Consider the following 26,542-nt stretch of genomic DNA (forward strand, 5'->3'; position numbering starts at 1 on the left):
TGACCTTTGCTCGGCTCGCTAGGATTTCACGTCAACTCTAACCGTGTGGAAACCGGTGGCTCCGTTGGGCGCGACGGGTGTGGACTCTTCGACCTGCGGCACAGCATCAAGGGCCGTGGCCCGGACCTGGACCTCGTACTGTCCTGGCGTCAGGGGCAGCGCCAGCTTCCACTGGTACCACGTGTCCTTGGAGATGCCCGGCGCCAGCTCGGCCTGGTGCCAATCGCCGCGGTTGACGCGCAGCTCCACTTTGCCGATGCCGGTGTGCTGGTCCCACGCGACGCCGCCGAACACCACGGTCCCGGCCGTCACGCTGCTGCCGTCGCGCGGCACGTCGATGCGGGACGAGGTCTTGATGGGCCCGCGCTCGCTCCAGCCGCGCGGCGTCCAATAGGCGACGTCGTCCGCGTAACGGGTCACTTTCAGCTCGGTGACCCATTTTGTGGCCGAGACGTAGCCGTACAGCCCAGGCACGATCAGCCGGACAGGAAATCCGTGTTCCAGCGGGAGCGGTTCACCGTTCATTCCCACCACCAGCAGGGCGTCGCGGCTGTCCGTGAGGGCCTCGAGCGGCGTCCCGGCCGTCCAGCCGTCCGTGCTGCGGGAGAGCACCATGTCCGCCCCGGCCTTGGGGCCGGCCATGGCGAGCAGTTCGCGCACCGGCCACCCAAGCCAGCGGGCGTTGCCGATCAGGTCCCCGCCCACCTCGTTGGAGACGCAGGCGATGGTCACGTGCCGTTCCGTCAGGGGCTTGGCCAGGAGGGTGGCGAAGTCGAGCTCGATCTCGCGCTCCACCAGGCCCGTGACCTTCAGGGTCCATTCCGCCGGATCCACCAGTGGGACCCGCAGGGCAGTGTCGATCCGGTAGAACTGCCTGTTCGGCGTCACGAGCGGACTCAGCCCAGCCAACTGTATTTCAGCTCCCGCCGGTATGGGCGGCGCGGGAGCGGCCGGCCTCGGGAGGACCAGCTTGCTGCGCACGTCACTGACGACGGCGGCTGCTCCCCTGAGCGTGGAGGCGAGCACACCGGCGACGGCGGCGACTGCTGCGGTCCCGCCCAGGGCCAGCAGGAACCGGCGGCGGGCGGGCCCGGTTTCATTGGCTGTCGGTTGAGCAGGCTGCGCGGCGGAGGGTGCCTCCTGCACGACAGACTGCGGCACGGCTGGCTGCGGTGCGGCGGAGGGGGCCTCCTGCACGACAGGCTGCACGGCTGGCTGCGGTGCGGCGGAGGGTGCCTCCTGCACGACAGGCTGCACGGCGTCTTGGGCATTTGACTGGTCGGTGTCCGGCGCGGGCACGTCGGCCGCCACCGGCTGCCATTCCAACAGTTTCCGGATGAGCCACCGCAGCAGCGCGATTCCCACGAGTGCCACGAGCACCGGGACGGGGATGGCGTTGGCGGTCAGGTCGGCCCGGCTCAGGACGGCCACGAGGCCTACCGCGCCGAACACCGCAATGAGAATCACGCCGGCGAAGCGGCGCCGCACCTCGAGGACACCGGCCAAGGCCGCGAGTGCGGCGATGACCAGCGCCATGCCGACCAGGAGGGCCACCTTGTCTGCCGTGCCGAACACGGAGATAACCCACTCTTTGACCCCCGGCGGGACGGCGTCGATCACGGCCCCGCCCACGGCTGTCACTGGAGAAACCGTGGGGCTCACCAGGCTGGCCGCGAGCTCACCGAGCACCACGGCCGTGCCGACGGCCACCAGACCGGCCACGGCGGCCCACAAGTCCCGCTCACGTCGTTGCCGCGTGGGTGATTGTTGACTGCGCGGTTGTTGGGTGCGCGGTTGTCGGGTGCGCGGTTCCTGGGTGGGCTGTTGCCGGGTCCAGCCTCGCTGCCCCTGCGCGCCCCCTTGTTCGTGGTCCTTGCCCGCGATTGTCTCGTCCATGTCCTTCCCCTGCCCGTCAAAGCCAACGCCGCTGCTCACTGTGCCCGTCCCGCCCGGAGTTGTTCGTCCGCGGCATCGCGCGCAATCCGGTCCTGCGCTCGCTCCGCGGTTGCTCGCTCTGCAGCCGATCCTGCTGCAGTTGCTCGCTCTGCAGCCGCCACCTCGGCGCCTAGCGCGTCCGCAGGTGATGCCTCACCGCCAGGTCCCTGGCCAGGAAGCAGTAGCGAGAACCGGCATCCGCCGTCGACGTTTTCCACGGTGACGGTGCCCTGATGGGCGCTGACTATTCCGGCGACAATGCTCAGGCCAAGCCCGGCGCCGCTGTAGCGCATGGCGCCTGCCGTCTCAGCCATCCCGGGCACCAGGTTGCCGTCGTCCGGGCCGCCGCCGTCCACCCCGGTCCCGCCGTCCCCGCCGTCCCCGGCGGCCCAACGGCCGGGCCGTCTCCGGGCCGGGTCCTTTTGCCAGCCGGTCTCGAACACGTGTGGGAGATCTGCCTCTGGGATCCCGCCGCAGCCGTCGGTGACCGCGACGACGGCCCTGTCCCCTTCCCTGCCGACTTCCACCGTGACGCGGGAACCGGGCGCGCTATGGACGATCGCGTTGAGCACAACGTTCCGGATGGCGCGTCCCATCGAAGGGCCGTCGGCGAGAGCCAGGCTTTCCCGCCGTCCGCCGCCGTCGAGCGTGACGCCGTGCTGCTGCGCCAGCGCGGCGAGATCGGCAATGGCGTCGCTGGCGAGGTCGTACAGGTCCAGCGGTTCGGCCTTGAGCCGCATGGTTCCGGCGTGGATCTTCGACAGCTCCAGGAGGTCGTTGACCATGCCGGCCATGAGGTCCGTCTGGGCGATGATCTTGCGGTAATAGCCGGGGACGTCCGCCGCCATGCCGTCCTCCAGGGCTTCGGTCATGGCCCGCATGCTGGCCAGCGGCGTCCGGAGATCGTGCGAGATCCAGCTGACAAGTTCGCGGCGGGCGTTCTCGACGGCGGCCTCACGCTGCCGGGATGCCTCCAGCATGCGGCTGCTGGATTCGAGCTCGGCGGCGAGGGTGGCAAGTTCGTGGCTCATCACCGGGGACTGGATCCCAGGACTCTCGCCGCGGCCGATGCTCCGGGCGGCGTCGGCCAGCGCCTTCGCGTTCCGAGAAACCCTTGATCCGAGCACGAGGGCGATCGAAACAGCCACCGCCGAGGCCACGGCCAGGACGTACCACATGACCTCGAGATCCCGTGCCGAGATGAACATGGCGTTGAAGGCGCTGACCATTCCGGCCGTCAGGACCGCCACGGCGGAGAGCACCACTACGCAGATCTGGACCGCGAACGATGCCCTGCGCAGCGATTTCAGGATGAGCAGCGACGCAGCCCCAATCACGGCTCCCCACGCCAGGGCCCAGCCGATGATGGTCAGGAGCTCAGAGGTCTGCACCGGCGGACTCTTCCTCGTCGCTGGGGTCCAGCCGGTAGCCCACGCCCCAAACCGTTTTCAGCACGGAGGGGCGGGTGGGGTCGTCCTCGATCTTCTCCCGCAGCCTGCGCACGTGCACCGTCACCGTAGACAGATCCCCGTAGTCCCAGCCCCAGACGGCCTTCATGAGTTCCTCGCGGCTAAAGACCTGCCGGGGGCGGCGGAGCATGAAGGCCAGCAGGTCAAATTCCCGGGCAGTCAGTGCCAAGGGCCTGCCATGGCGGGAGACGGTGCGCGCGGCCGGGCTGAGGTCGAATCCGCCCACTTCGACGGAGGGCTCCGGGCTGAATTCAGGAACGCTCCGGCGCAGGACCGACCGGACCCGCAGTACCAGCTCACGCGGCGAGAAGGGTTTGGTGACGTAGTCGTCCGCGCCGGCTTCCAGGCCAAGGATGCGGTCGTCCTCCGTCCCGAGGGCTGTGAGCATGATGACCGGGACACTGTGTGCGGCACGGAGCCGGCGGCAGACTTCCACGCCGTCCAGGCCCGGCAGCATCCGGTCCAGCAGCACCAGGTCCGGGCGGCGTTCGTCCGCGAGGCGCAGGGCGGTGAAGCCATCGGCGGCGAGGACCACCTGGAATCCCGCCTGGACGAGGTAGTCGCGGACCACACCGGCAATGGTCGGCTCGTCTTCGACAAGGAGGATGCGCCGGTGTTCCGTTGCGTCCGCGGCCGGCTGGGTGTTGTTCACGCTTCCAGCATAGGTTCGCGGCCGCGCCGCGGGCAGGGCTCCGGATCCCGGCGGGACATCCTTCCCGAACACGTAATATCCGTGCCGGCATGCGGCTGTGACGTGGGCCGCGAGGTGGCGTAGCCTGACTCTATGACAGTTCAACTGGGGATGCCCCAGCCCCGCGTGGCAGGCAGTCCCCGAACGGGGATGCCTCCTGCGCCCGCACTGTCCGGGCGCCCGGACGGCGTGCCTGCCGGGCTCGTGGACCGCTACGGCCGGCGTGCCACGGACATGCGGCTCTCGCTGACGGACAAGTGCAACCTGCGCTGCACCTATTGCATGCCCGCCGAGGGCCTGGAGTGGTTGTCCAAGCAGGCGGTGATGTCCGCGGAGGAAATCGTCCGGATCGTGCGGATCGGCGTCGACACGCTCGGTGTGCGTGAATTGCGGCTGACCGGCGGCGAGCCGCTGGTGCGCGCGGACCTGCTGGAGATCATCGCCGCGCTCCGCCAGGCCCACCCCGGGCTGCCGATCTCGATGACCACCAACGGCGTGGGCCTGGACAAGAAGGCCGCCCGACTCAAGGCCGCTGGACTCACCAGGATCAACGTCTCGCTGGATTCCCTGCACGAGGAGACCTTCACCCAGCTGACCCGCCGCCCCTTCCTGAACAAGGTCCTCGCCGGCGTCGACGCCGCCTGGGCTGCAGGCCTGGGCCCCGTCAAGCTCAACGCCGTTCTCATGCGCGGGATCAACGACACCGAATCGCCGGCCCTGCTGGCCTGGGCACTGGGCCGCGGCTATGAACTGCGCTTCATCGAGCAGATGCCGCTGGACGCTGACCACGGCTGGACCCGACGGAACATGGTCACCGCCGCGGAGATCCGCGAACTGCTCTCCACCGATTACGTGCTCAGTTCCGACCCGCGGGACCGCGACGGCGCCCCTGCCGAACGGTTCGAGGTCCGTGCCCGGGTTCCCGGCACCGACCGGGCCACCGGCCCCGTGCTCGGCACGGTGGGCATCATCGCCTCCGTCACGGAGCCGTTCTGCTCAGACTGCCGCCGGACGCGCATCACGGCCGAGGGCAAGATCATGAGCTGCCTGTTCTCGCGCGAGGAAGTGGACCTTTTGGGGCTGCTGCGCGAGGGCGCCAGCGATGAACAGCTCGCCGAACGCTGGCAGGATGCGATGTGGATCAAGCCCAAGGCCCACGGCATGGACCATGTGGGGCTCGACGCCCCCGACTTCGTCCAGCCGGACCGCAGCATGAGCGCCATCGGAGGCTGATTTTTTCGTGAACGTACGCTACTTCGCTGCAGCGCGCGCTGCCGCCGGCGTGGATGAGGAACATTACGAGCTCGCCGACGGCGACACCCTCGCCTCCCTGCTCGAGGCGGTCCTCGCCGTCGAGCGCCCCGAACCGCCGGCCGGGACGCCGCCGCTGGCCCGCATCCTGTCCCGCTCCAGCTTCCTGCTCAACGAAGTTGCCGTGCGTGACCACGCCGCGGCGCTCAAGCCGGCCGACGTCGTGGACGTCCTGCCGCCGTTCGCCGGCGGTTAGCCGCAGCATGGCCGGCGGCGTGAAGCCGGTGTGTCGGGTCCAGAAGTTCTGGCGTATCGCAGTTACCTGGCCGGTCCTAGAGTGTGGAGTATCCGCCGCAGCGGGCAACGAACACCACTGAGGAGGGCAGCATGTTCACCTTGCAGATCGAACATAGGATCAAGGATTTCGCCACGTGGAAGGCGTTCGACCGTGATCCGGCGAACCGCGCGGCGTCGGGCCTCACCGCGTACCGCATCAACCAACCCGTGGACGACCCCCACTCTGTGGTTGTTGAGTTGGATTTCGAGCAGCGTGAGCAGGCGGAGGCCTTGTTAGCCAATCTTCAGGCGAAGCTCTGGAACTCCGCCGAGGCCGCCCCCACCCTTGAGGGAACTCCGAAGACCCGGATCCTTCAGGCCGCCCCCTAAAACCTCACGCCGGTACGGCAGCGCCCTCGGCGACCCGCCGGCACACGGTGGTCATGAGGGTGGTGAAGTCACTCGCCGTGCCCAGGCGGAGACCGGCGGTGTGCGTCAGTTCGCCGTCGTCCACCCGGAAGGTGTGCCGTGCGGTGCCGCGGTCGCTGCGCCGCTCCACGGTCAAGGTGTCCCCTTCCATGCTGGCGCGCGCCGGTGCCTCGGGCGGCAGTCCCAGGCTGTTGACGTGGTACCAGAGGGTCTCCGGGTGGTCGGGGTCCGTCGTGAAAACACCATGGCCTTCGGAGCGGGTCCCGTCCGCATCCGTATGCCGGTAGCTCTGGGTGACGGCACGCCCTGCAGCCGCCGGGGAAAAGATGACCTCGGTATCCGCGCTGCGCGCCGGACCCCACGCGGTTGACTCCCAATGCGTGGTCCCCGTCCAATGGCCCAGGAAGGCCTCAAGCGCCTCGCATGCATTCCCTGGCAGTGGCCGGTGCACAGTTTCTCCCATGTGGAGTTCCTCCCGAGTGGCCCCGCCACCATCATGACGCCGCGCCTACTGTGGTGTAAATACCGGCCGCACGCCAGCCGGCCGTGCCCAGCCCGGCGTGAGCACGGCCCCTGCTAAGAAATTGGCCAGTGCAGAAATTGCCCCGGCGAACTACCTACAGCCCAAACGTCTCGGTTTCCTCGAACGGGCCCACCACCGTGACGGTCCGCGGGGCTGCCGCGAGCTCACGGGCGAGCTCCTGGACCTCCGACGCTGTGACGGCCTTGATCTGGCGGAGGGTTTCATCGATGTCCTGGTACTCGCCGGAGACCAGTTCCGCCCGGCCCAGCCGGGACATCCGGGAACCGGTGTCCTCAAGCGCCAGCACGATTCCGCCGCACAGCTGGCCCACTGCCTTGCGGAGCTCCTCGTCTGAGATGCCGTCTGCTGCCAGCTTGTCCAGTTCGGCGCCGAGCAGGTCGATGACCTGCCGGACCTTCGACGGTGTGCAGCCGGCGTACATGCCGAAATAGCCGGCGTCGGCGTAGGAGGAGGCGAAGGAGTAGGTCGAGTACACGAGGCCGCGCTTTTCCCTGACTTCCTGGAAGAGCCGGGAGGACATGCCGCCGCCGAGGACTGCGTTGAGCACGCTCATGACAAACCGGCGGTCGTCCGTGGCGACCAGCGAGGGGCAACCCATGATGATGTTGGCCTGTTCCACCGGCCGCTTGACCACATGCAGGCCGGCCGTGCCGGTGATGGCCGCACGTTCAGTGGAGCGGCGCTGCACGGGGGCGGCAGCGGCCTCAAGGTTCCAGCCCGCGGAGTGCAGGGCATCCACCACGAGCCGGCAGACGACGTCGTGGTCGAGCCCGCCGGCCGCGGTGATCACGAGCTCGTCGGGACGGTAGTAGCGGCGGTAGTGGTCCCACACCGAGTCGCGCGCCACGGCCCGGATCGCTGCGGGGGTACCGCCGATGGGGCGGCCCAGCGGGTGCGTTCCCAGCACGGCGGCAACGAAGTTCTCGTGCGCGACGTCAGTGGGGTCGTCGCTGTCCATGGCGATTTCCTCGAGGATGACGTCCCGCTCCTGCTCCATCTCCTGAGGGTCCAGGACGGCGCCGGTGATCATGTCCGCGATGACGTCGATCGCCATGGGAAGGTCCGAGTCCAGCACGCGGGCGAAGTAGCAGGTGCTCTCCTTCGCGGTGGCTGCGTTCGATTCCCCGCCGACCTCGTCGAAGGCCGAGGCGATCTCCAGTGCGGTGCGGCGCTTGGTGCCCTTGAAGAGCAGATGCTCCAAAAAGTGCGTGGAGCCGTGCTGGCCGGGGGCTTCGTCGCGGGAGCCGACCCCGACCCAGAAACCGATCGTTGCGGAGCGCTGGCCGGGCATCGCTTCGGTCAGCACGCGGACACCGCCGGGCAGGACCGAGCGACGCACTTCCGAGCCGCCGTCGGCTCCGTGGATCAGGGTGTCAGCGTGCTGGTTCTGCTCTAGCGGCAGGGGGACGACAGTCATCGAGGCCTTTCATTGAACACGTGCCAAATCTGCCTGCAATCCTACCTTTAACAGCAGCGGGGCCGGTGGATGATCCACCGGCCCCGCTGTTTCACTCAGGAGAGACTACTCTGCGGCGTCCGCGGAGACCTCAGCGTTGTCTACGTTCTCGGAGCCTGCCTCGTCAGCCACAACGGGCGACAGGGAAAGCTTTCCGCGGTCATCGATCTTGGTGATTTCCACCTGGATCTTCTGGCCCACGGCGACGACGTCCTCGACGTTGTCAACGCGCTTGCCGCCGGCGATCTTGCGCAGCTCGGAGATGTGCAGGAGGCCGTCCTTGCCCGGGGTCAGGGAAACGAAGGCGCCGAAGGTGGTGGTCTTGACGACCGTGCCCAGGTAGCGCTCACCGATTTCCGGGATCTGCGGGTTGGCGATGGCGTTGATCGCGGACCGTGCTGCGTCGGCAGACGGGCCGTTGGTGGCGCCGATGTAGACAGTTCCGTCGTCCTCGATCGAGATGTCGGCTCCGGTGTCTTCCTGGATCTGGTTGATCATCTTGCCCTTCGGGCCGATGACCTCGCCGATCTTGTCTACCGGGATCTTGACCGCGATGACGCGCGGCGCGAACTCGGAGAGCTCGTCCGGGGTGTCGATCGCGGAGTTCAGGACGTCCAGGATGTGCAGGCGCGCTTCGCGGGCCTGCTTCAGGGCGGCGGCCAGGACCGAGGCCGGAATGCCGTCGAGCTTCGTGTCCAGCTGGATGGCCGTGACGAACTCGGCGGTACCGGCAACCTTGAAGTCCATGTCGCCGAAGGCATCTTCGGCGCCGAGGATATCGGTCAGGGCGGCGTAGCGGGTCTGGCCGTCGACCTGGTCAGAGACCAGGCCCATGGCGATACCGGCAACGGCAGCCTTCAACGGCACGCCAGCGTTGAGCAGGGACAGCGTGGAGGCGCAGACGGAACCCATCGACGTCGAACCGTTGGAGCTGAGGGCCTCAGACACCTGGCGGATGGCGTAGGGGAATTCCTCGCGTGACGGCAGCACCGGCATGATGGCGCGCTCTGCGAGGGCACCGTGGCCGATTTCGCGGCGCTTCGGGGAACCGACGCGGCCGGTCTCGCCGGTGGAGTACGGCGGGAAGTTGTAGTTGTGCATGTAGCGCTTGCGCGTCACGGGAGACAGCGAGTCGATCTGCTGTTCCATCTTGAGCATGTTCAGCGTGGTGACACCCATGATCTGGGTCTCGCCGCGTTCGAAGATGGCCGAGCCATGGACGCGGGGCAGAACCTCAACCTCGGCGGTGAGCTGGCGGATGTCCGTCAAGCCACGGCCGTCGATGCGGATCTGGTCCTTGAGGATGCGCTGGCGCACAACCTGCTTGGTGACGGAGCGGAACGCTGCGGACAGCTCCTTCTCGCGGCCTTCGAACTGGCCGGCCAGGGAAGAGGTGACCTCTTCCTTGAGCTCGTCCGATGCGGTGTCGCGTTCCTGCTTGTCGGCGATCTGGAAGACAGCAGCCAGCTTCTCGGCGGCAGCGGACTCCACAGCGGCGTAGACGTCGTCCTGGTAGTCCAGGAAGACAGGGAACTCGACGGTCGGCTTGGCGGCGCGGGCTGCCAGGTCGGACTGAGCTTCGCAAAGGGCCTTGATGAACGGCTTGGCAGCCTCGAGGCCTTCGGAGACAACCTCTTCGGTCGGGGCGGTGGCGCCCTGTTCCTTGATGAGGTTCCAGGAGTTGTCGGTGGCTTCGGCTTCAACCATCATGATGGCGACGTCGTCACCGGCGATGCGGCCGGCGACGACCATGTTGAAGACAGCGTTCTCCAGCTGGGAGTGCTTCGGGAACGCAACCCACTGCGAGCCGTTCTCGTCAGCGACGAGGGCAACGCGGACGCCGCCGATCGGGCCGGAGAAGGGCAGGCCGGAAAGCTGGGTGGACATCGAGGACGCGTTGATCGCGACGACGTCGTAGAGCTCGTCCGGGTTGATGGACAGCACGGTAACGACGATCTGGACCTCGTTGCGCAGGCCCTTGACGAACGCGGGGCGCAGCGGGCGGTCCATGAGGCGGCAGGCCAGGATGGCTTCCGTGGAGGGACGGCCTTCGCGGCGGAAGAACGAGCCCGGGATGCGGCCGGCGGCGTACATACGCTCTTCGACGTCGACGGTCAGCGGGAAGAAGTCGAAACCTTCACGCGGGTGCTTGCCGGCGGTGGTTGCGGACAGCAGCGCGGTCTCTTCGTCGATGTAGACCATCGCTGCGCCGGCTGCCTGCTTGGCGAGGCGGCCGGTTTCAAAGCGGATTACACGCTTGCCGAAGCGGCCATTGTCAATGACTGCTTCTGAGAACTGGATTTCGGGACCCTCCATAGAGAGTCACCTCCGTTTCATGGTTCACGGAGCCCAGCCGCATCAACCCAGTCCAGCATCTGTCTACTGGCCTGCACTGCACCCGGTCATCGATCGAGACCCACGGGCCGGGCCTCATTCCTTGAGGCCGTTCCCGGGGATCACTACCGAGGACCGCGAATGCGTGATGCGGTTGATCCTCCTGTTTAGTTTTTTCCTGAAGAGGGCGGCCCTTTCCGGTCCGGAAGGGGCCGCCCCTTAAAGCTGACTAGCGACGCAGGCCGAGGCGCTCGATGAGCTTACGGTAGCGGGTGATGTCAGTGTTCTTGAGGTAGGTGAGCATGCGCTTGCGACGACCAACCATGGCCAGCAGACCGCGCTGGGTGTGGTAATCGTGCTTGTGCTCCTTCATGTGCTCAGTGAGATCCTTGATCCGCTGAGTCAGGACTGCAACCTGGACCTCCGGCGAACCGGTGTCGCCCTCGGACGTTGCGAAATCCTTGATGATGGACTGCTTTACAGCGGCTTCAAGTGCCACAATAACTCCTAGAGATGTGCCGTGAGGCCCGAATCAGTAATGCACTGCCGGGGGTGTTGCCCCGGGATCCCTCGCCGAAGCCTGGTTTCCCGTACACAACAGGAGCCAGCCGCCACGGACTGCAGCCGGATCCAACGTTCAGTTTAGTGGCACGTCCGCGGTCTTGTCGAAACCGCCGGCCGCGTCGGTTGCCGCGCGGGTTGCCGCGCCGCCTGCCTCGCCGTCTACTGCACCGTCTATCTGCGGCGGACCCGGTGTTCCGCTTTCCCGGCCCGAAAGCAGCTCGCGGATGGCGGCGACGCCCCGGTACACCTCCGCAAAGGAGGTGCTCAGCGGCGACAGCCCGATCCTGATGCCCTGCGGGGCGCGGAAATCGGGAATCACGTCCTGATCCCACAAGGTGGCCGTCATTGCACGGAACGCAGGGTGGTCCACCGTCACGTGGCTGCCGCGCAGGGCCGGGTCACGCGGGGTGGACAGCTGCACCCCGGCCGGTGCGAGCCAGGCGTCGAAGAGTTCGAGGGCAAAGGCCGTGAGCTGCTGTGACTTCTCCCGGAGGGCGGCCATCCCGGCTTCCTCGATCAGGTCCAGGGTGCCGCGCATGGCAAGCATCCCGAAGATGGCCGGGGTGCCGCTGAGGAAGCCCCGGATGCCGGGAGCGGCCTCGTAGCCGGGACCCATTTCGAACGCGTCCTTGCGTCCCATCCAGCCCCAGATCGGCTGCTGCAGTTCGGCCAGGTGCCTCTTGTTGACGTAGGCGAACGCGGGCGAGCCCGGTCCCCCGTTCAGGTACTTGTACGTGCAGCCGGCCGCGAAGTCGACGTCGGCGTCGTCCAAGGCGATCTCCACCGACCCGGCCGAGTGGCACAGGTCCCACACCACCAGGGCACCGGCGTCGTGGACTGCCGCGGTGATGGCCGGCAGGTCCGCGAGGAAGCCGGAGCGGTAGGCGATCTGACTCAGGACCACGACGGCGGTGGCCGGGCCCGTGGCGGCCCGCACCTGCTCGACGGTGACACCGGAGGCGGGATCGGCGTCGATCCAACGCAGGGTCAGGCCTTCTTCGCGGGCGATGCCCTCCACCAGGTAGCGGTCGGTGGGGAAATTGTCCGTGTCCAGGACGATTTCCGTCCGTGCCGGATCCGTCACGGCTGCCAGGGCGGCGCGGATGAGCTTGTAGAGCACCACGGTGGTGGAATCGGCAATGATGGTCTGTCCCGGCGCCGCGCCGAGCACCGAGCGGCCGAGCTGGTCGCCGATGGCCTGGGGCAGTTCGAGCCATTCCTCATCCCAGCCCCGGATCAGGCGGCCGCCCCAGCTGTCCTGGATAAAGCTGCTGATGTCGGTGACGGTCCGCTTGAGGGGCCGGCCCAGGGAGTTGCCGTCCAGGTAGGACAGGTCCGTGTCCGTGCCGACGAAGTGGTCACGGTAGCCGGCCAGCGGATCGGCGGCGTCGAGATCCCGGGCGCGCTGCCGCAGGGTGTCCGTTGCGTCGTTGGCGGCGGGGATGTTCACTGGCCGATCTCCGTCCGCACGGCGAAGAGCTCGGGGAAGAAGGTCAGTTCGAGGGCCTTCTGCAGGAACGCGGCACCGCTGGATCCGCCAGTGCCGGATTTCATCCCGATGGTGCGCTGGACGGTGCGAAGGTGGCGGAAACGCCACAGCTGGAAATTGTCCTCGAGGTCCACGAGTTCCTCGCATGCTTCATACGCGCCCCAGTTGTCGGCGGCGTTCTCGTAGATGTACTTGAACACCGGAACCAGTTCCGGGCAGAACTCGTGCGCCTTGGTGACGTCGCGCTCCAGCAGGGAGGCCGGGACATCAAAGCCCTGGCGCTTGAGATAGGCGAGGAAATCGTCATAGATGCTGGGAGCGTTGAGCAGTTCGCGCAGCATCTCATGGGCCTCGGGGTCCGATTCGAAGACCGGAAGCATCTTGGCGTTCTTGTTGCCGAGGATGAACTCGACCGCACGGTACTGGCTGGACTGGAATCCGGACGAGTTGCCCAGGAAGCCGCGGAACTGGGAGTACTCGGTAGGCGTCAGGGTGGCCAGCACGGACCACTGCTCGGTGAGCGTCTTCTGGATGTGCTTGACCCGGGCGATCGCCTTCAGGGCGGACCCCAGATCGTCCGAGCGCAGCCACGCGGCGGCGCTGCGGAGTTCATGCAGTACCAGCTTCAACCACAGCTCCGTGGTCTGGTGCTGGATGATGAACAGCATCTCGTCGTGGTGTTCCGGAGCGCTGACCGGCTGCTGGGCGCTGAGCAGCGTGGGCAACTGCAGGTACGACGCGTAGCTCATCCGCGCACTGAAATCCCGGACAATGTCCTGGTCCAGTTCCCTCGTGTTTTTCTCGATGGTCACGTCTCTTGCCTTCCTTGCCGCATGGCTGCAAATCAGCGCGCGGGTTCAGTGAGTCAGAACGCCGTCAGCGCGGGGGCCGACGCCGGTCCGGCCGGGTTCTCAGCGGGCGAACAGGATGTCGTGGGCCTGGACGACGTCCAGGCGCATCTGGTCCACCAAAGCCTCCGCCCCACGGTACGCCACCATGCCGCGGAGCCTGGAGACAAATTCGACCACAACTGTCTGGTCGTACAGATCGAAGTCGTCGGCGGACTCTTCCGGGCGGTCGATCACATGGGCCTCGACCTGACGGCTCACGCCGTCGAACGTGGGGTTGGATCCAACGGAGATGGCGGCGGGCCAGCGGGTGCCCTCCTGGTCCACAAGCCAGCCGGCATAGATCCCGTCCGCGGGAATGTAGCCGCTGGCGGTAGAGGCGAGGTTTGCAGTGGGGAAGCCGAGGTCGCGGCCGCGTGCGGCGCCGTGCACCACTTCGCCGCGCATCCGGTGCGGCCGGCCGAGCACCGCAGCGGCGGTGGCGACGTCGCCAGCGCGCAGGGCCTCGCGCACCCAGGTGGACGAGCAGCGGCGGTCCATTCCGTCGTCGTCGTGGATGGGGAAGCCTTCAGAGCCGAACTCGCTGATGACCAGCACCTCGAAACCGAGCTTCCGCCCCAGTTCCTGCATGGTGGAGAGGTCCCCGGAATTGCCGCGGCCGAACCGGGCGTCGTGGCCGATCACCACATGGCTCGCTTTCAGGCCGTCCACCAGAACCGTGGCGACAAACTCTTCAGGGGTCAGGCTGGCGAGTTCCATCGAGTACTTCATCACCAGCACGGCATCGAGGCCGAGCTCGCCCAAGGCCACGAGCTTGTCCTCCAGGCCCATGATCAGCTCGGGGGCCGACTCGGGACGGTGCACTTGCGCGGGGTGCGGATCGAAGGTGATCGCGACGGCGCGGGCGTGGTTCAATCGGGCCGTGCGGATCAGTTGCGACAGCACCTGCTGGTGGCCGCGGTGCACGCCGTCGAAATTGCCGAAAGTGACAACCGAAGGACCAAAGTCCGCCGGGACTTCGGACAGATCGTTCCAAATGTGGACCATCAACCTCGCCTTTTGCTGCCTGCCATGAACTCCCCCGGAGCGACCGTGCCGGCCCCGGAACTCTCTAAGATTACCCGCATTCCGGCCCGCCCCCGGACGGTTCTCGGGTCCCGGAGCGAGCCTTCCACGGCCTGATCCGCAGGACTACGATTCAATGGCACTAGTTCGGCGGCGTCCATGCAGACGCCGTTTCCCGCTATGCCCGCGGCTGCGCAGGGCTGAAGGAGTACGACCATGACAGAGCCCCAAGACATCATCGGCCAGATCCCGATGGACCAGATTGCCGGCATGCTGGGCACTGACGAACCCACAGCCCGCGCCGCAGTAGAGGCCGCCGTGCCCACGCTCCTCGCCGGTATGCATAATAATGCGCAGGCCCCTGACGGTGCTGCGTCACTCGAGTCGGCCCTGGGCCAGCACCAGGATGGACTGATCGACGGGGGCGTCGACGTCGGTCAGGTGGACACGGCCGACGGCGAGAAGATCGTCAATCACGTCTTTGGCGGCCAGCAGGATCAGGTGGCCAGCCAACTCGCCGGGACTGGACAACTGGGCGGCGCCGGAAGCGACCTGGTCCGCAAACTGCTGCCCATCCTGGCGCCAATCGTCATGTCCTATCTGGCGAAGAAATTTCTCGGCGGAAACCAGGCAGGGGCTGGTTCCCAGACCGAAGCCGGCGCTCCGGCCGATTCCGGTCAGGGCGGCGGAATGGACCTCGGCGGCGTACTAGGCGGGATCCTCGGTGGAATGGTCGGCGGCCAGGGCGGCGCCGCGGGTCAGGGCGGACCGGGGGGACAAGACGCACAAGGCGGCTTGGGCAGCCTTGGCGATATCCTCGGCGGCCTGTTCGGGAAGAAGTAGGCGATTCGCCCCTGGGTTCGTAGCGGATGATGGGAACAGCCTGCTATCTCCCGAGCAGTAGCCTCCGCTGGCTGTCCCGGACAGCGCGACTGCGCCAATTCCGCCAGTTCAGCAGCGCAGCGGCAAGGATAAGCGGGACGTGGATGGCGGGCAGCCTTCTTGCGAACCATCGCGGCAGGTAGATGTCCGTGACGGAGCCGTTTCTGTCGCCGAGGTCCTGGGCGACAGCGGTCAGCGGGCAGTGGAATCCGTTGGCGGCAAAGATCAGGGTTTCGCCCGCAACCACGACGGCGGCAACGCCCGTCTTCCGGTCGGCGCGGCCCCTGACTCCGGTGTACAGGACGTAGGCCATGCAGGCCTCGATCGTGAACCAGGCAATGGTGTGAATCGACTTCACTACTCGAAGCAGCAGACGGCGATGGTCCATGTCTCCAGCCTAGTCATTGGGCCATGCGTGCACAGCGGGCCCTTGGTTCAGAGGAATTCGGTCCGGGCCCGCCTCAGGTCCGTGGCTCCTGCCCGGTAGGGGCCACGAGGCGGAGGGCCCGACGCCAGCGCATGCGTTAGTCGAGACGCTCAGGCAGACGAGGCGGAACGGTCGGACGCGGCGCAGGGTCACTCGAGGCGGAAGTAGATATTCCTGCGGGGCGTCCGGGCGGGATCGATGTGTGGCGGCGGGATGAACCAGGGGACGCCGGATTTGAGCCGGACGGTCCAGTGTTCCTTGTGGATCACGTGGTGGTGATGGGAACAGAGCAGGGTGCCGTTGTCCGTGCCGGTGGTCCCGCCGCGGGACCAGTACGTGATGTGGTGGGCCTCGCACCACGGCGCGGGGATGGTGCATTGCGGGAAGGCGCAGCCTTGGTCCCGGGCTGTGATGGCCTTGCGGACATGCGGCGGGAACACCCGGGAGGCGCGGCCGATGTCGAGGACCCGCCCCTCGCCGCCGAGGAGGACCGGGATGATGTCGGCGTCGCAGGCGAGTTTGCGCACGGTGGAGGCGGTGATGGGACCGGTGAACGTCAGCGATCCGGTGCCCTCGTGGCGGGGTCCCGTGCCCTCGAGCCGGCTGAGGAGGTCGCGGTAGTCGATGGTGGCCATGACCTGGGGCCGGAGTCCGCCGGCCGCGGGCAGCCCGCCGGTGGCGAGTGCGGCCTTGCAGGCGCCGACCAGGCCGTCGAGCAGCAGTTGCGGCCGGGAGCGCTGGTCGAGCAGGGCAGCTGCACCGGCGTCGCCGAAGGCGGCGCCCGCGTCGGCGCCCACGCCGGCGCTCATGGCGGCCGCAGCCGAGACCTCGGGCGCTCCCATACCTGTGTCCCCCGCCGCGCTCCCGCCGGCGTCCGAGTCCGTGGTGGCGTTGGCAGCCTGCTCTGTGCCGTCTCGGGTGTCCGCCCGCGCACCGGTTCCCTCTCCGGTGGCTGGTCCGCTGCGGGGGTTGGTGGCGGTGTTCATGACCGTGATCAGGTGTTCGAACTGGTCGGGGGTGGCGAAGATTTCCAGGTGGTGCAATCCGTGCCGGGGTTTGCGGATGAACGCGCCCTGGATCCGGCGCAGCAGTTCCTCGGAGGGTTCGGCGCCGTCCTGGTCCAGGGCGTCGGTCCATCGCCGGGCCATCCGCGCCAGGAAGTCGGCGTCGTTATCGATCGCCGTCAGGATCAGGGCGTGTTCCATCGTGGCCGCGGCCTCGGGGCGGCAGGTGTGCCGGACCCGGTCCAGGGCGAGCGTGATGACGGTCGCGGCGCGGGACGCGATGCTACCCGACGCGACGGCAGCGGCGAGCTCCTCCCGCACCGGCGGTTCGATGTGGCCGCCAGCACCTGCGCGGGGCAGCAGCTCGGCGGCCAGCGTGAGCCGGCGCCGGGCTTCGGCGGCGCTGATCCGCAGCCGGTCCCGCAGGAACTCGGTGGCGTTCCGGCAGCCGTCGTCTGCGGCCGACAGGGCACCCGGCCCGGCCAAGCCACTGCGGGAGTCTGCCCAGGCGTCGGAACCGCCGTCAGTCCCGGCGTCAGTCCCGGCAGCAGTCCCCGCTCCAGTTTCGTCTCCAGTTCTGGTACCGGATCCGGTGTCTGGTTCATGTGTCCAGCCGGTGAGCCAGCCCGCGGGCGCCACCGCGTCCGGACTCTGGCCCGCGGCGGCCGGCCAGGTCCCGGCGGATTGCTTACGGGTTCGGTCCACCGCGCCGGCGGCTACGAGCTGCAGGTACTCCAGCGTGCGGGACATGTCCTCCACGCTGCCGGCGAAGTCCGCGGCCTCCAACAGGCCAAACCGCTCCGCTTCAGCGCATACCGTCCGGCTGGCAGATTGCAGCATGGCCAGCGCTGAGTCCACGGCGTCGCCGACAGCGAGGTCCGCTGTGCCTGTGTTATTGCCCATTCCTGGGCCACGCGCCGTGCCAGGCACAGCGCCGACCGATCCAACATTCGCCGCGCCATTCACGGCATCGCCCGCTGCACCGACTGCGCCGGCAACGGCAGCCAGCCGGTGCGGCCGGGAGCAAACCACCGGATCGGCCCACACGGCCTGATCCGGTATGAACTCACCAATGGCTTCCATAGCTAAACTCTGCCAGAGGGGTACGACAGAAATAATGGACCCGGTTCCGCCGGGCCATGACGCCTGGCCGTGACGCCGGCCCAGGCTGCCACGGCGGCTTTGACGTGGGTTGGGTCGCGGAGTGACTCCGTGTACCGAGGATTTCGGGTCGCGAGGTTCGGTCGAGGAATTTGGCCGCGGGGCTCCAAGAATTTGGTAGACGGCGCCGGCCGCCACCCACCGCGCGTAACACTGCGTACGCTGCCCGCCCTCCTACGGACCGGCGCGTGGCAAGCTGTAGGGATGGACAGCACAGCCGCGCCCCAAGCCGGGGAACCATCCTTTGCACCACCGCTGCCGGGCAATCCGCACCACCATTTGGGTCCACGCGATCCCGGTGACGCCTGGGTCGAGGGCGACCGCGGACGCTTCTGGGGTCGGTTTGGTTCCGCCGGGCTGCTGGTCCACGACGCCGCAAAGGGGATCCTCCTCCAACACCGCGCCTTGTGGAGCCATCAAGGTGGCACCTGGGGCCTCCCCGGAGGCGCCCTGCACCAAGGGGAAGAGGCCATCCACGGGGCGCTGCGGGAAGCACGCGAAGAAGCCGCCGTCCCCCCGGAAAACGTCCGCGTCCTGTTCACGTCGGTGTTCGACGTCGGCTACTGGTCCTACACCACGGTGGTTGCCGAAGCACTGGAGCCCTTCGAGGCCGCCATCAGTGATCCGGAAAGCCTCGACCTGCAATGGGTGGGGATTGACGCCGTCGGCAGCAAGGAACTGCACCCGGGCTTCGCGGCCGCCTGGCCCGGACTGCGAAGCAGGCTCACGGAGGCCCGGCGTAACGCCGGCCAGGCGTAACCAGCCCGGCGTAACGGGCACGGTCCACCCAGCCGCGTGTCCGGGTCGGGCCCCAGGACGGAGAAGCCTCGGTGCGAGCCCCGGACGCGCAGCCCGCCTAGTGTTGCCGGGGCGCGGGCCGCCGGCGATACAGCCAGATGAGCCCGAGAATAGGCAGCAGGAGCGGGATGAATCCGTAGCCGCGGCCGAACAAGGACCACACCGTCTCGTGCGGGAAGTTCACAGAGTCGAAGACGCTCAGTGCCCCCACCACGAGGACGCCCACAAGCTCCACCAGGACTGCTGCCACGGATACCTTGAACGCGGTGCGGCCCGGTTTCGCGAGGGAAACGGTGGCCACGACATAGACGGCTGCGGCGAAGGCTGACAGCAGGTACGCCAGCGGCGCTTCGGAAAACTTGGTGAGGATCTGGTAGCCGGCCCGGGCCGTCGCCGAAATCGCGAACACGGCATAGACAGCAATAAGCAGCCGTCCCGGCCCAGTATTGCGGGTGTCGGTCGCCGGCGGCGCAGTTTGGGCAGCCCCGGTCGCAGCCGCTCCAGCCGGGGCTCCAGTCGCCGACGCCCCAGTTTCCGCCGGAGCAGTTTCCGTGGAGCCCGCGGCTGCCTGTCGGGCATCCGCTGCCCCGGTGATGCCGGAGGCCGGCCCCGCCGGGGTGTTCGTGCCATCCTGCGAGGATTTTGCGTTCACGTTTTCTGCCTCTTCCATCTCAATACCAGATCTGGTTCATGCGGGCTGCCATCACCAGGGCGGTGACGCCGACGGCGGCCAGGACGAAGTTGCTCCAGCGGGTCCGCTCCAGGATGGACCAGTACACGGCGCCGATCGGGAGGATCAGCGCCGTGGCCAGATAGCCCCAGAACTCCCAGGACTCCCCCGCGATGCGCTCCCCGCTGGCCACCCGGACAATCGATCCCACCAGATACACCAGGAGGGCAAGTTCGACGGCGGCCACCGACAGGATCGTCGTGTCGTTGGGTGCCTTCTTCAGGAGGCCCGCGGCGGCGCAGATAATGCTGGAGAGCAGGCCCACCACAAGAATGATGTAGAAATACGCGTCCACTACTGGTCGGCCTGCTTTTCACTGGAGCGCTTTTCGTTGTCGGGCGCGAACACCAGGACAGGCTTGGCGTAGCTTCCCGCGTCGGCCAGGAGCGCCACGAGCGTCCCGTCCGGCGCGAACGCCGCTGCCGGCTTGTCCGCGGTCGCTGCCTCCGGCGTGCCGGCCGCGGCTCCTGCGGCGACCCTCCGGCCGAAAGAAATCTCGGTGGTCTCCGCCTCGCTGAGTTCACGGTTCGGCATCAGCGCCCGGGCCGCGTCCGAGATCTCCAGGACGTCCAGCTTTTCCGCCAATTGCTCAAGGGTGTGTGCTTGGTCCAGGGTGTACGGGCCCACCTGCGTCCTGCGCAGTGCAGTCAGGTGCCCGCCGACGCCGAGAGCGTCACCGAGGTCGCGGGCGAGGGCACGGATATAGGTGCCGGAAGAGCACTCCACCGTGACATCTACGTCCAGGGCTTCCCTGTCTGCCTCGGCCTCGCGCACGAAGCGGACCTGGTGGACTTCAAAGCGGTGGATCGTCACGGGCCGGGCCGCGAGCTTGACCTCTTCACCGGACCGGACCCGGGCGTAGGCGCGTTCGCCGTTGACCTTGATGGCGCTGACACTGCTGGGAACCTGTTCGATTTCCCCGGTCAGTGCGGCGACGCCGGCGCGGACGGCGTCTTCGGTGACCCCAGCGGCGCTGCGGGTGGCGGTGACCTCGCCTTCGGCGTCGTCCGTCACGGTGGATTCGCCGAGCCTGATGGTGGCGGTGTAGGTCTTGGAGGTGCCGACGATGTAGGTCAGCAGCCGGGTGGCTTTGTTGATGCCCACCACAAGAACGCCGGTGGCCATCGGATCTAGTGTCCCGGCGTGGCCGACCTTTCGGGTACCGGCGATCCGCCGCATCCGTCCAACCACATCGTGGCTGGTCCAGCCTTGCGGTTTGTCCACTATCACCAGTCCAGAAAGCACGCCTCCCAGTATATGCGGGCCAGCCCTGCCCCACCGCCCACGGCCCTCACAGCCCAGCGTGGACGCCGGGCGTTAGGATGGCACACATGCCCGAGCTTGCCGCACATGTCCGCGACGTCCCGATCAACCAGATCCGCGAGATCACCGAAGCCGCGTGGGGAACGCCGGGTGCGATCGTGCTCAGTATCGGGGAGCCGGGCTTTGCGGTACCCCGCCACGTCCTCGAGGCCGGGATGGCCTGCCTTGACCGGGACGAGACCAACTACACACCGAACGCCGGAATCCCGGCACTGCGGGAGGCCTTCGCAGCCCGTTTCAGTGAACACAACGCGACGCCGGTCGGCGCCGAGCGCGTCTACGTGGTCGACGGCGCCCAGCAGGGCCTGCACTTCGCCATGAGCCTGTTACTCTCCCCCGGCGACGAGATCCTCATTCCCAACCCCGGCTACCCCACTTTCGCGATGACCAGCAGCCTGCTGCATGCCGTTCCCGTCCGCTATCCGCTGTACCCGGAGCACGATTTCCAGCCGCGGATTGAGGACATCGAGGCGCTCATCACGCCGCGAACCAAGGTGTTGATCCTGAATTCTCCATCCAACCCGCTTGGCGCGGTCCTGGGCGAGGACCTGACCCGCCGCCTCGTGGAGCTGGCGCGGCGGCGCGATCTGTGGATTATCTCCGACGAATGCTACGAGGCGTTCACCTACGATGTCCCCCACGTCAGCCCGGCCAGCTTCGACAGCGACGTTTCGGGCGAAGCGCGCGTGTTCACCTCACTCACGCTCTCCAAGACGTACGGGCTGACGGGTCTGCGCATCGGCGCGCTGATCTGCCCGCCCGGGCTGGAGCAGAAAATGAACAACGTGATGGAGTCGATCGTGTCCTGCGTGGCCTCGCCGTCGCAGTATGCCGCGCTGGCGGCGTTGACCGGTCCGCAGGACTATGTCAGCAACGCCCACGCCCACTACCGGGCCAACCGCGACGCGGCCTCGGCGGTACTGCGCTCCCACGGCATCCCCTACCTCGCGGCCCAAGGTGCCTTCTACCTTTGGGCGGACGTCTCCCACGCCAGCGGCGGGGATGTCCGGGCCTGGACCCGCCGCTTCCTGGCGGACTCCGGCGTGGCCTTCGCCCCCGGCACGGCGTTTGGCTCCATCGGCGAGGGCTGGATCCGCATTGCGCTCTGCGGTAACCAGGCGGACCTCGTGGAGGGCCTCCTGCGTCTCCCGGCCCGCGTAGCCGGCAGCTGACCGCGCCGGGACGACCGGCCCTGTTGCCGGCACCTCTGGACCCATAGCCTAATCACACGGTGCTCCCAGCCGACCTGGTTATCCTGACTTCGGGCTGTCCTGGCTCGTCCGGGCGCCCTGGAATTCCAGCCAAGGGGGTACATCGTGTGGTGGCAAGACCTGCTGTGGGGTTTCTGGAATGGGCTGACGGCGTGGATCGTCCTGATCGCCCATGTCTTCGGGGCCTGGAGCGAGTTCCCGTTCTACAACTCCGCCCGCGCCGGGAACTGGTACGACTTCGGTTTCCTCCTCGGCGCAGGATCGCCCGTGCTGGGCGGCTTGGGCGTCGGGCGCTCTCGGCGCCGCTAGCGCATTTCGAGAAGGCATTTCGAGAAGGCATTTCGCGGCAATGTTTCTCCCGCACACTGCCATGATCTGCCCTCTCGGCGGCATCTGCCCGGTGGTCACCCCGGACTTGCCGCCAATGCCTCGTCGAGCCAGCTGCGGAGGGCTGCGGCCGGCGGCGCGCCAGCCTGACGGGCCGCGACCGTCCCCTTCTTGATGACAAGCAACGTTGGGATGGCCTGGATATCGAACCGCCGGGACAAGCCCGGTGAGATGTCGACGTCGACCTTCACGAGCTTGAACTTCCCGGCCCGTTCCTGCGCCAGCTTGTCCGCACCGGGCTGACCATGCGGCATGGCCCGCACCAAGCCGGCCAGAAATCGACCAGAACCGGGACCGAAGACTGCTCCGCAACAACCGGGAAGTCGGCGTCTGACGCCGACACGATCCAGGGGAGGACCTTCCCTCAATTGCCGCAACGCGGGTGCCCGGCAGCGGCCGCAGGAATCCGGTTGGTCTTCCCGCAGTTCTGGCATTTGATCAGGCTGGATGCCACGACACTCCGGCGCCCTTGCGCATACCCGCAGTCATGGTTCCATGGGACTCCCCTGCCCATGAACGGGCCAAGGGTCGAAGGTCCCCGGATGCGGAAACAGCAGGGGCCGGATCCGTTTCCGGTTCCGGCCCCTGCTGTGGAAGGCACACTTACTTGTTGCGGTCCTCGTCGATCGCGTCGGTGTCGATGAGGTCGATGTCCTCTTCGTCGAAGTCGTCCTCGTCGAGCTCCACGTCCTGGGGCGTGTCACTCTTGTAAGGATCGGCTTCCCCGGCGTGCGTGGCGCTTTCGGCCAGCGCCGCCACCTCGGCGTCGCGCTTCTTGGCGGCGCGGAGCAGTTCCTCGAGGTTCGAGGCGTTGACGGGGATCTGGTCGGCCACGAACTCGAGCGTCGGGGTCAGCCGCACGGTGATGTTCCGGCCTACTTCCTGCCGCAGCACGCCCTTGGCCTTCTCGAGCCCCTTGGCGGCATCGGCCTGTGCCACTTCATCACCGAAGACGGTGTAGTAAACAGTCGCGTGCTGCAGGTCGTTGGTCACCCGCGAGTCGGTCACGGTGACGCCCTCCAGACGGGGATCCTTCACCCTCCGGCCCAGCGCCTCGGCAACGACAACCTTAATCCGCTGCGCCAACTTGGCAGCCCGTGCGGGATCAGCCATTTCCACTCCTAAAAATTTGGATGTACGACGGCGCCTGTTAGACGGGGTCGCTCGTTTCAGTTTTCTGCCACGCACTACGGTGAGTCAACGACGGACTCCCGTTGGAATTTTTCCGGCGGCCTGGGAGTGGCATCGGGCCTGCCGAAGCTGGGCGGTAATGGATCGCAGATCCATTACCGCCCAGCGTAGGGGCGGGGCCGCCGGAAAAATTCCGACGGCCCCGCCGCGAAGCAACACCTTAGACGCGCGGCTTTTCGCGCATCTCGAAGGTCTCGATGAAGTCGCCTTCGGTGATGTCGTTGAACGAACCAAGACCGATACCACACTCGAAGTCCGTGCGGACCTCGGTGACGTCGTCCTTGAAGCGCTTGAGCGTCTCAACGGTGAGGTTGTCACCGATGATCTTGCCGTCGCGGGTGACGCGGGCCTTGGCGTTGCGTCGGATAACACCCGAGCGGACGATCGAGCCTGCAATGTTGCCGAACTTGGAGGAACGGAACACTTCGCGGACCTCGGCGGTGCCAAGCTGGACCTCTTCGTACTCCGGCTTGAGCATGCCCTTGAGGGCTGCCTCAATGTCATCGATTGCTGCGTAGATGACGGAGTAGAAGCGCATGTCCACGCCTTCGCGGTCTGCCAGTTCGGCAACACGCTCGGCGGGCTTGACGTTGAAGCCGATGATGACGGCGCTGTCGACCGTTGCCAGGTTGACGTCGTTCTGCGTGATCGCACCGACACCGCGGTGGATGACGCGGAGCTGGACACCCTCGCCGACGTCGATCTTGAGCAGCGCGTCTTCGAGGGCTTCCACGGCACCGGACACGTCACCCTTGAGGATGAGGTTGAGGGTGTCGATCTTGCCATCGGCGACGGCCTGGTCGAAGTCTTCCAGGCTGATGCGCTTGCGGCGCTTGGCCAGTGCGGCGTTGCGGTCGGCGGCTTCACGCTTCTCGGCGATCTGGCGGGCGGTGCGCTCGTCAGCGGTCACGAAGAAGGTGTCACCGGCGCGCGGGACGTTGGACAGACCCAGCACCTGCACGGGGCGGGACGGGCCGGCCTCGGTCAGCGCGCTGCCGTCGTCGTCGAACATCGCACGGACGCGGCCGTGGGCCGTGCCTGCCACGATGGTGTCGCCGACGTGCAGGGTGCCGGACTGAACCAGGACGGTAGCAACCGCGCCGCGGCCCTTGTCCAGGTTGGCTTCAATCGCGATACCGCGGGCGTCCTTGTTCGGGTTGGCGCGCATGTCCAGGGCAGCGTCCGCGGTGAGCAGAACAGCCTCGAGCAGCTCGTCGATGTGCAGGTTCTGGCGGGCAGAGACCTCCACGAACATGGTGTCGCCACCGTACTCTTCCGGAACCAGGCCGTACTCGGTCAGCTGGCCGCGGACCTTTTCCGGGTTGGCGCCTTCCTTGTCGATCTTGTTCACGGCCACGACGATCGGCACGTTGGCCGCCTGCGCGTGGTTGAGCGCCTCAATCGTCTGCGGCATAACGCCGTCGTCCGCTGCCACCACCAGGATGGCGATGTCGGTGACCTTCGCACCACGGGCACGCATGGCGGTGAACGCCTCGTGGCCCGGAGTATCGATGAAGGTGATCTTGCGGTCGGTACCTTCGTGCTGATGCGTGACCTGGTAAGCACCGATGTGCTGCGTGATGCCGCCGTGCTCGCCCGCCATAACGTCGGACTTGCGGATGGCATCGAGCAAGCGGGTCTTACCGTGGTCAACGTGACCCATGACGGTGACAACCGGAGGACGCGCCTCGAGTTCCTCATCGCCTTCGGCTTCCAGTTCGGCTTCGAAGTCGATGTCGAAGCCGGAGAGAAGCTCGCGCTCCTCGTCCTCCGGGGACACGACCTGGAGCTTGTAACCAAGCTCCTCGCCCAGCAGGGCGAAGGTCTCTTCATCCAGCGACTGAGTGGCCGTGGCCATTTCGCCGAGGTGGAAGAGGACCGTCACCAGTGCGGCGGGGTTCGCCTCGATCTTGTCGGCAAAGTCCGTGATGGACGAGCCACGGCGAAGCCGGACTACAGTGTTGCCGTCGCCACGGGGTACGCTCACGCCACCCAGCGACGGAGCACTCATCTGCTCCAGTTCCTGACGCTTGGCACGCTTCGACTTGCGCTGCTTGCCGCGGCCTGCGCCGCCCTTACCGAAGGCACCCTGGGTGCCGCCGCGACCGCGGCCGCCCTTACCAAAGCCACCACCGGCCGGAGCGCCGCCACCGGCACCGGGAGCACCGGTACCTGGAGCGCCGCCCGGACGGCCCGGACCACGGCCTCCGCCGCCGGGACGGCCGGCACCAGCGGGTGCGGGACGTTCGGTGCGGTTCGGCATCATGCCGGGAGTCGGGCGGTTGCCGCCGGCTCCTGCCGGACGACCAGCACCGGGAGCGCCGGCCGGACGCGGGGCACCGGGGCGGGGTCCGCCTGCGCCTGCTGCCGGACGGGGACCACCCGGACGGGGGCCGCCTGCGCCTGCTGCGGGGCGCGGACCACCGGGGCGTTCGCCCTCGGTGCGTCCCGGACGGGGCATGCCCTGGGAAGGAGCGAACGGGTTATTGCCCGGACGCGAGGGACGATCGTTGTCGCCGCCGCGGCCGCGGGGCATGCCCTGGGACGTGGCGAACGGGTTGTTGCCGGGACGGGGACCGCCCGGACGCGGTGCCGATCCGCCCTGGCGTGCCGGAGCAGCCGGGGTTTCAGCCTTGGGGGCCGGACGCGCGCCGGGCTTGACGCCCGTCGAGGGAGCAGCCGGGGCCTGGGCAGCAGGGGCTGCCGGGGCCTGGGCGGCGGGGGCTGCCGGAGCGGCGGGCGCGGCGGCAGGTGCCGCAGCGGCCGGAGCCGGAGCTTCAGCCTTGGGTTCCGCAGCCTTGGGCGCAGCGGGGCCAGGCGCAGGCGCCGGACGGGTCGCTGCCGGGCTGGCAGATGCCTGGGGGGCGGACGCCGGAGCTTCGGACTTCGAAGCTGCGGGGGCGTCGGGGAAAGCGTTGCGCAGTTTCCGCACAACGGGAGCCTCGATTGTTGACGAGGCGGAGCGAACGAATTCGCCCAATTCCTGCAGTTTGGTTACTGCATCTTTGGAAGTAATACCGAGCTCTTTAGCAAGCTCGTGTACGCGGACCTTGGCCACATTTCTCCTGTCTCGGTCC

Annotated in this window: 24 protein-coding genes and 1 pseudogene; 7 read left to right on the forward strand and 18 right to left on the reverse strand. The window is 67.5% G+C overall.

What is annotated here, in order from left to right; translation table 11 throughout:
- Positions 1 to 18: 18 nt before the first annotated feature.
- The 3 genes from AC1DKQ_RS06970 to AC1DKQ_RS06980 are packed head-to-tail and all read right to left on the reverse strand — an operon-like array spanning position 19 to position 4,056.
- Complete coding sequence (locus AC1DKQ_RS06970; RefSeq protein ID WP_476883922.1) at positions 19 to 1,896, reverse strand: molybdopterin-dependent oxidoreductase; 1,878 nt, start codon at positions 1,894 to 1,896, stop codon at positions 19 to 21.
- A gap of 35 nt (positions 1,897 to 1,931) precedes the next feature.
- Positions 1,932 to 3,326, reverse strand: coding sequence for a sensor histidine kinase (locus AC1DKQ_RS06975; protein WP_476883923.1), 1,395 nt, complete (start codon positions 3,324 to 3,326; stop codon positions 1,932 to 1,934).
- The gene (locus AC1DKQ_RS06980) at positions 3,313 to 4,056 is read right to left on the reverse strand and encodes a response regulator transcription factor (protein WP_476883924.1); all 744 of its coding nucleotides are present in this window, start codon (positions 4,054 to 4,056) and stop codon (positions 3,313 to 3,315) included. The genes AC1DKQ_RS06975 and AC1DKQ_RS06980 overlap by 14 nt, the downstream gene beginning before the upstream one ends.
- A gap of 132 nt (positions 4,057 to 4,188) precedes the next feature.
- On the opposite strand from AC1DKQ_RS06980, the gene moaA reads away from it, so the two are divergent.
- The 3 genes from moaA to AC1DKQ_RS06995 all read left to right on the forward strand — a co-directional run bounded on the left by moaA (position 4,189) and on the right by AC1DKQ_RS06995 (position 6,012).
- Complete coding sequence (gene moaA / locus AC1DKQ_RS06985) at positions 4,189 to 5,328, forward strand: GTP 3',8-cyclase MoaA (RefSeq protein WP_476883925.1); 1,140 nt, start codon at positions 4,189 to 4,191, stop codon at positions 5,326 to 5,328.
- 7 nt (positions 5,329 to 5,335) lie between these two features.
- Complete coding sequence (locus AC1DKQ_RS06990) at positions 5,336 to 5,602, forward strand: MoaD/ThiS family protein (RefSeq protein WP_476883926.1); 267 nt, start codon at positions 5,336 to 5,338, stop codon at positions 5,600 to 5,602.
- Positions 5,603 to 5,733: 131 nt separating this feature from the next.
- A complete protein-coding gene (locus tag AC1DKQ_RS06995) occupies positions 5,734 to 6,012 on the forward strand; it encodes a hypothetical protein (protein ID WP_476883927.1) in 279 nt (92 codons plus the stop codon).
- A 4-nt stretch (positions 6,013 to 6,016) separates the two neighbouring features.
- Here AC1DKQ_RS06995 and AC1DKQ_RS07000 read toward each other — a convergent pair whose 3' ends face one another.
- From AC1DKQ_RS07000 to AC1DKQ_RS07030, 7 genes are all read right to left on the reverse strand, one after another.
- Positions 6,017 to 6,514: a DUF1579 domain-containing protein gene (locus AC1DKQ_RS07000; protein ID WP_476883928.1), complete on the reverse strand. Its 498-nt coding sequence runs from the start codon at positions 6,512 to 6,514 to the stop codon at positions 6,017 to 6,019.
- A gap of 154 nt (positions 6,515 to 6,668) precedes the next feature.
- A complete protein-coding gene (locus AC1DKQ_RS07005; protein WP_476883929.1) occupies positions 6,669 to 8,012 on the reverse strand; it encodes a M16 family metallopeptidase in 1,344 nt (447 codons plus the stop codon).
- A 105-nt stretch (positions 8,013 to 8,117) separates the two neighbouring features.
- Complete coding sequence (locus AC1DKQ_RS07010) at positions 8,118 to 10,367, reverse strand: polyribonucleotide nucleotidyltransferase (protein WP_476883930.1); 2,250 nt, start codon at positions 10,365 to 10,367, stop codon at positions 8,118 to 8,120.
- 247 nt (positions 10,368 to 10,614) lie between these two features.
- Complete coding sequence (gene rpsO, locus AC1DKQ_RS07015) at positions 10,615 to 10,884, reverse strand: 30S ribosomal protein S15 (RefSeq protein WP_018774485.1); 270 nt, start codon at positions 10,882 to 10,884, stop codon at positions 10,615 to 10,617.
- Positions 10,885 to 11,022: 138 nt separating this feature from the next.
- Positions 11,023 to 12,399 (reverse strand): kynureninase, encoded by a 1,377-nt coding sequence (gene kynU, locus AC1DKQ_RS07020; RefSeq protein ID WP_476883931.1) that lies wholly within the window; start codon positions 12,397 to 12,399, stop codon positions 11,023 to 11,025.
- A complete protein-coding gene (gene kynA / locus AC1DKQ_RS07025; protein WP_476918515.1) occupies positions 12,396 to 13,250 on the reverse strand; it encodes a tryptophan 2,3-dioxygenase in 855 nt (284 codons plus the stop codon). Before kynA ends, kynU begins: the two co-directional genes overlap by 4 nt.
- Before the next feature lie 99 nt (positions 13,251 to 13,349).
- A complete protein-coding gene (locus AC1DKQ_RS07030) occupies positions 13,350 to 14,333 on the reverse strand; it encodes a bifunctional riboflavin kinase/FAD synthetase (RefSeq protein WP_476883933.1) in 984 nt (327 codons plus the stop codon).
- Between the two features lie 234 nt (positions 14,334 to 14,567).
- Between AC1DKQ_RS07030 and AC1DKQ_RS07035 the strand changes: the two genes are divergently transcribed.
- Positions 14,568 to 15,194 carry a DUF937 domain-containing protein gene (locus tag AC1DKQ_RS07035; protein WP_476883934.1) on the forward strand — a complete coding sequence of 209 codons (627 nt, stop codon included), beginning with the start codon at positions 14,568 to 14,570 and terminating at the stop codon, positions 15,192 to 15,194.
- 43 nt (positions 15,195 to 15,237) lie between these two features.
- On the opposite strand, the gene AC1DKQ_RS07040 is transcribed toward AC1DKQ_RS07035, so the two are convergent.
- Positions 15,238 to 15,621 (reverse strand): hypothetical protein, encoded by a 384-nt coding sequence (locus AC1DKQ_RS07040; protein ID WP_476883935.1) that lies wholly within the window; start codon positions 15,619 to 15,621, stop codon positions 15,238 to 15,240.
- Positions 15,622 to 15,809: 188 nt separating this feature from the next.
- Positions 15,810 to 17,567: a DUF222 domain-containing protein gene (locus AC1DKQ_RS07045; protein WP_476918516.1), complete on the reverse strand. Its 1,758-nt coding sequence runs from the start codon at positions 17,565 to 17,567 to the stop codon at positions 15,810 to 15,812.
- Between the two features lie 462 nt (positions 17,568 to 18,029).
- Here AC1DKQ_RS07045 and AC1DKQ_RS07050 point away from each other — a divergent pair, with 462 nt between their 5' ends.
- Positions 18,030 to 18,584: an NUDIX domain-containing protein gene (locus AC1DKQ_RS07050; protein WP_476883937.1), complete on the forward strand. Its 555-nt coding sequence runs from the start codon at positions 18,030 to 18,032 to the stop codon at positions 18,582 to 18,584.
- A 97-nt stretch (positions 18,585 to 18,681) separates the two neighbouring features.
- Here the strand turns inward: AC1DKQ_RS07050 and AC1DKQ_RS07055 are convergent, their stop codons facing one another.
- From AC1DKQ_RS07055 to truB, 3 genes are all read right to left on the reverse strand, one after another.
- Positions 18,682 to 19,218: a hypothetical protein gene (locus AC1DKQ_RS07055; RefSeq protein WP_476884030.1), complete on the reverse strand. Its 537-nt coding sequence runs from the start codon at positions 19,216 to 19,218 to the stop codon at positions 18,682 to 18,684.
- A 76-nt stretch (positions 19,219 to 19,294) separates the two neighbouring features.
- Positions 19,295 to 19,648, reverse strand: a complete 354-nt coding sequence (locus AC1DKQ_RS07060; RefSeq protein ID WP_476883938.1) for a hypothetical protein — start codon at positions 19,646 to 19,648, stop codon at positions 19,295 to 19,297.
- Complete coding sequence (gene truB, locus AC1DKQ_RS07065) at positions 19,648 to 20,598, reverse strand: tRNA pseudouridine(55) synthase TruB (protein ID WP_476883939.1); 951 nt, start codon at positions 20,596 to 20,598, stop codon at positions 19,648 to 19,650. The genes AC1DKQ_RS07060 and truB overlap by 1 nt, the downstream gene beginning before the upstream one ends.
- An 86-nt stretch (positions 20,599 to 20,684) precedes the next feature.
- Between truB and AC1DKQ_RS07070 the strand changes: the two genes are divergently transcribed.
- On the forward strand, positions 20,685 to 21,848 hold the full coding sequence (locus tag AC1DKQ_RS07070; RefSeq protein ID WP_476918517.1) for a pyridoxal phosphate-dependent aminotransferase: 1,164 nt from the start codon (positions 20,685 to 20,687) through the stop codon (positions 21,846 to 21,848).
- A gap of 144 nt (positions 21,849 to 21,992) precedes the next feature.
- Positions 21,993 to 22,196 carry a hypothetical protein gene (locus AC1DKQ_RS07075; protein WP_377988345.1) on the forward strand — a complete coding sequence of 68 codons (204 nt, stop codon included), beginning with the start codon at positions 21,993 to 21,995 and terminating at the stop codon, positions 22,194 to 22,196.
- Between the two features lie 95 nt (positions 22,197 to 22,291).
- On the opposite strand, the pseudogene trxA reads toward AC1DKQ_RS07075, so the two are convergent.
- The 3 genes and pseudogenes from trxA to infB form a co-directional block, all read right to left on the reverse strand.
- Positions 22,292 to 22,728, reverse strand: a pseudogene (gene trxA, locus AC1DKQ_RS07080) (thioredoxin).
- Between the two features lie 149 nt (positions 22,729 to 22,877).
- Positions 22,878 to 23,387: a 30S ribosome-binding factor RbfA gene (gene rbfA, locus AC1DKQ_RS07085; RefSeq protein WP_476883941.1), complete on the reverse strand. Its 510-nt coding sequence runs from the start codon at positions 23,385 to 23,387 to the stop codon at positions 22,878 to 22,880.
- A gap of 238 nt (positions 23,388 to 23,625) precedes the next feature.
- The gene (gene infB / locus AC1DKQ_RS07090) at positions 23,626 to 26,523 is read right to left on the reverse strand and encodes a translation initiation factor IF-2 (RefSeq protein ID WP_476883942.1); all 2,898 of its coding nucleotides are present in this window, start codon (positions 26,521 to 26,523) and stop codon (positions 23,626 to 23,628) included.
- Between the last annotated feature and the right edge of the window lie 19 nt (positions 26,524 to 26,542).

It is taken from the genome of Arthrobacter sp. 05L421, from assembly GCF_056397785.1.

Coding starts and splice junctions, on each gene's coding strand:
- AC1DKQ_RS07005 (WP_476883929.1), bottom strand. CDS start 8,012: ATGACTGTCGTCCCCCTGCCGCTAGAGCAGAACCAGCACGCTGACACC.
- AC1DKQ_RS06995 (WP_476883927.1), top strand. CDS start 5,734: ATGTTCACCTTGCAGATCGAACATAGGATCAAGGATTTCGCCACGTGG.
- rbfA (WP_476883941.1), bottom strand. CDS start 23,387: ATGGCTGATCCCGCACGGGCTGCCAAGTTGGCGCAGCGGATTAAGGTT.
- AC1DKQ_RS07030 (WP_476883933.1), bottom strand. CDS start 14,333: ATGGTCCACATTTGGAACGATCTGTCCGAAGTCCCGGCGGACTTTGGT.
- AC1DKQ_RS07050 (WP_476883937.1), top strand. CDS start 18,030: ATGGACAGCACAGCCGCGCCCCAAGCCGGGGAACCATCCTTTGCACCA.
- AC1DKQ_RS07070 (WP_476918517.1), top strand. CDS start 20,685: ATGCCCGAGCTTGCCGCACATGTCCGCGACGTCCCGATCAACCAGATC.
- AC1DKQ_RS07010 (WP_476883930.1), bottom strand. CDS start 10,367: ATGGAGGGTCCCGAAATCCAGTTCTCAGAAGCAGTCATTGACAATGGC.
- AC1DKQ_RS07000 (WP_476883928.1), bottom strand. CDS start 6,514: ATGGGAGAAACTGTGCACCGGCCACTGCCAGGGAATGCATGCGAGGCG.
- AC1DKQ_RS07045 (WP_476918516.1), bottom strand. CDS start 17,567: ATGGGCAATAACACAGGCACAGCGGACCTCGCTGTCGGCGACGCCGTG.
- AC1DKQ_RS07040 (WP_476883935.1), bottom strand. CDS start 15,621: ATGGACCATCGCCGTCTGCTGCTTCGAGTAGTGAAGTCGATTCACACC.
- AC1DKQ_RS06970 (WP_476883922.1), bottom strand. CDS start 1,896: ATGGACGAGACAATCGCGGGCAAGGACCACGAACAAGGGGGCGCGCAG.
- AC1DKQ_RS07035 (WP_476883934.1), top strand. CDS start 14,568: ATGACAGAGCCCCAAGACATCATCGGCCAGATCCCGATGGACCAGATT.
- moaA (WP_476883925.1), top strand. CDS start 4,189: ATGACAGTTCAACTGGGGATGCCCCAGCCCCGCGTGGCAGGCAGTCCC.